Here is a 3466-nt window from a genome sequence, read left to right on the forward strand (position 1 = left end):
ACTGGTGGAGTTCATCGGTCCGCCACCAAAGGCGGATTTCCTCTTCCAGTTGGCCGCGACAGTCCTCACGCATCTGATGCACTAGAGGAGTATCGGATTGAAGCTGCTGGAGCAGATTGGCCACCCGGCGTTGTTTGTGCCGCACCGTGTGCCGCACGATTTCGGTGGGATGTGCGGTGAAGACCAGTCGGATGTCCAGCTCCCGCAGCAGGTGTTCCACCTGCGCAGGGGGAACGTTCATCCGTCGCAGCCGCTCGAACACCTCTCCAAAGGTGGCTGGATCGGTCTGGTTGGCGAGGGGCGGAGCAAAGGGATCAAAGGCATCCCGTTGAGCCGCGTCAGCACTGGAATTGGGTCTGAGGCTGTCGAGATAACTGTCTTCCTCGATCCGTTGCTCAAGGATGTTGATGAGCTGGAAATACAGCGAAAAGGCACGGGCCGCTGAGATGGCCTCCGAAAGGTCCATGGCTTTGATCAGCTCAACGATCGCCTCGCTCGTGCTGTCGCCATCTCGCCCTTCCAGAGAGACGGGGTCGCTGAGTTGTTTGAGCCTCAGCAGGCGTTCGCTCTGCTCCGGTGGGCACTCACTGCGCAGCACCGACTTCCAGAGGTCTTCAATTAGATCCAGACGGTGCTGAAGAAGCTGCCCTGCGCCGGATCCGCCACCGCTCAAGCGTGCAGTCTCTTGCTCGGAGACAGGGGTGGTGGACTCGGGCATGAAGTCTCCACGCTGCGACGAACTCGACATGATCATCCCAAACAGGCTTCCTCGGTGGAGATCCGTTCCTCCTCCTCCATCCGCTCGATCCCTTCTTGAAGCAGGTCTTCGATGGATTGTCCCTGGCCATGTGCCGCTTCCCAGCGCATGGCCTGATTGCCATCGGCGAGCAAGCCCTTCAAGGGCTTTAAGCAGGCGCTGAGCTGGAGCGATTCGGCCAGGGGAGCCAGCTGATCAAGCAGCTCTATCAGCCAGTTCCTGCAATTGATGGCACGGCCGTCCTGCCAATGCCGGAGTTCAGCGTTCAGGCTGGATCGGGCCACGGCGGCGTCGTTGCTGTCGGCCAGTTGGACCAGTTCGTCGGCGGACAGAGAACTGCTGCAGAGCGGATCGAGGCTTTCGATATTGTTTTTGAGGGCCAGCAGCCTCAGCTCCAGTAGACAGGTGATCGCCAGCAGTTCATCGGGATTGGTGACCAGATCACAGATTCGTAACTCCAACCGGTTGAGGTCGTAGGGGCGCCGCGGACCATTGGGCCGAACGGACGTCCACAGGTGACGCTCGTTGCGCATGGCACCCGTGGCCAGTTGCTTCTCCACCCACTGGATGTAGTGCTCGTGATCCCGAAACAGGGGAACCGCTGGTGGCGTGAGCGGGAATTGATGCCATCGCTGGGAATGGTGGCTGGTGCTCCGCCCATCCAAGAAGGGAGAACTGGCACTCAGGGCGAGCAGCAGAGCCGCTTCGCAGCGCACGAGCCGGACCGCTGCAAACAACCAGTAGAGATCAGTGATCCCGAGGTTGATGTGAATGCTGGCTGTCACGACCCTGGTGCCGTAAAGCTCTTCAATCAACGCGTGATAAGCGTTGTCGGGGTCGGAGCGTTCGAATCGGCTGCTATTACCCAGGCTCATTGTGCTGCCAGGGAGAAGCGTCAGCTCCCGCTTCTGCAGCCACTGCCGCAGCGTCCGCCGGGGAGCGAGCAGTGCCTCGGGGAGTTCGGCGTAATCCCGGATCGGGTCGGTGATGTATTCGAGATTGCGACGGTCCGGTTCTGTCACAAAGCCAGGCAGGTCCCTGGCCACGTCCGAGGCGACGCCCACGTTGGCTCCGTTGGTTCGACCGGTGAACAGTTCAACCTCGAAGCCTTTCAGCAGAAGGGGTTGCGCTGTCATCCCGGTGGATTCAGGCACGCCAGTGCTGTCAGCATTCCCCGGGCTTTGTTGAGGGTCTCCTCAAACTCCGCCGTCGGCTGTGAATCGGCCACAACGCCGGCCCCGGCCTGTACTTTGACCCGGCATCTTCCACCATCACGGGGTTGCACCACCATGGTACGGATCGTGATCGCCGTGTTGAGGGCTCCGGCCAGATCAATGGATCCGTACACCCCGGAATAGGGGCCACGCGCATCGGGCTCAAGTTCGTGGATGAGCTGCATCGCACGAATTTTTGGTGCACCGCTGACGGTGCCTGCGGGGAAAGCCGCCATCAGCAGATCCCACACGTCGTGTGTCGGGCCCAGGCGTCCTTCGACTTGGCTGACGATGTGCATCACGTGGGAGTAGCGCTCGATCACCATTAGGTCCTGAACCGCAACGCTTCCGGGCTGACAGACCCTGCCGAGGTCATTGCGGCCCAGATCCACCAGCATCACATGCTCAGCCCGTTCCTTGGGATCGGCCAGCAGGTCAGCTTCCAGCTCGCGGTCCTCCAGGGGCGTGGCTCCGCGGGGCCGTGTTCCGGCGATGGGCCGCAGACTGGCGTGAATGCCATCGGCAGCTGGTTCGGCTTGAACCATTACCTCCGGGCTGGAGCCAATCAGTTGCCAGTCCCCGAAATCGAAGAATGCCATGTAAGGGGATGGATTCACCATCCGCAAACTGCGGTACAGCTCCAGGGGTGATTGAGGCACTTCGGTTTCCAGGCGCTGACTGATCACCAGTTGGAACACATCGCCAGCTGCGATGTGTTCCTTGGCGGTGTCCACGGCGGCTTCAAATTCATCGCGGCTGCGGTTGGAGCGCACAGCGGGAAGCTCTTTGCTTCTCGCGTCCCAGGTCAGTGGTTTGACGGCGGGCAGAGGTGCGTCCATCCGCTGGCGCAAGGCCTCGATCCGTCCGACGGCGGCCTGCCACGCCTCCTTCTCATCCGCCCCGTTGGAGAGGTCGCCGAAGGCGACGGCGGTGATCTGTCGTTTCACCTGATCAAAGATCAGGATCGCGTCCATCAACATCCAGATCCCATCCGGGGGATCGGCAGCAGCGCGGGGGTGAATTGCGACGGTGGGTTCGATCCACTGGATCAGCTCGTAGCCCCAAACGCCATAGAGCTGTCCAAGTGGAGGGAGGCCCGGCAGGTTGACGCAGGAGTACGGCGCGAGGCAGTCGCGCAGGGATTCGAACGGGTTGCCGTTCAACGTCTCTTCACGACCGTCACGCCAGATGCGCGTTAGACGATCGTTCCGCGCCGACGCCGTCCAGAGAGGATCGCAGGCGATCACACTCCAACGCCCCAGGGTTTCACCACCTTCGACGGACTCCAGTAGCACGCCTGGAGACCTTCCGTCGCCCACCTTGATCCAGGTGGTGAGGGGTGTTTCAAGATCTGCGGGCCAACTCTGAGCAAGAGGAATCAGGTTGGCACCACTGCAAACAGCCTGATGAAAGGCATCGCGATCGGGACTGAACATGACCTGATCATCGCAGCCGACGCCCGGAGATCATGACCTCCGGGCGTCGGTTTTGAGAG

Annotated in this window: 3 protein-coding genes; all 3 read right to left on the reverse strand. The window is 61.1% G+C overall.

Features of this window, described 5'->3' with window-relative positions; genetic code table 11:
- Nucleotides 1-754 (reverse strand): phosphoenolpyruvate carboxylase (locus ACGVJ8_RS06305; RefSeq protein ID WP_392346453.1); only part of this gene is annotated, 754 nt, incomplete at its 3' end.
- Nucleotides 751-1893 (reverse strand): glutamate--cysteine ligase, encoded by a 1143-nt coding sequence (gshA, locus tag ACGVJ8_RS06310; protein ID WP_392346455.1) that lies wholly within the window; start codon nt 1891-1893, stop codon nt 751-753. The genes gshA and ACGVJ8_RS06305, both read right to left, overlap by 4 nt.
- The gene (locus ACGVJ8_RS06315) at nt 1890-3407 is read right to left on the reverse strand and encodes an anthranilate synthase component I family protein (protein WP_392346457.1); all 1518 of its coding nucleotides are present in this window, start codon (nt 3405-3407) and stop codon (nt 1890-1892) included. Before ACGVJ8_RS06315 ends, gshA begins: the two co-directional genes overlap by 4 nt.
- Nucleotides 3408-3466: the final 59 nt, after the last annotated feature.

This window comes from Parasynechococcus sp., assembly GCF_042954245.1.
Taxonomy (GTDB): domain Bacteria; phylum Cyanobacteriota; class Cyanobacteriia; order PCC-6307; family Cyanobiaceae; genus Parasynechococcus.

What these genes read in the sequence shown, in the direction of transcription:
- gshA (WP_392346455.1), bottom strand. Translation starts at nt 1,893, where the DNA reads ATGACAGCGCAACCCCTTCTGCTGAAAGGCTTCGAGGTTGAACTGTTC.
- ACGVJ8_RS06315 (WP_392346457.1), bottom strand. Translation starts at nt 3,407, where the DNA reads ATGTTCAGTCCCGATCGCGATGCCTTTCATCAGGCTGTTTGCAGTGGT.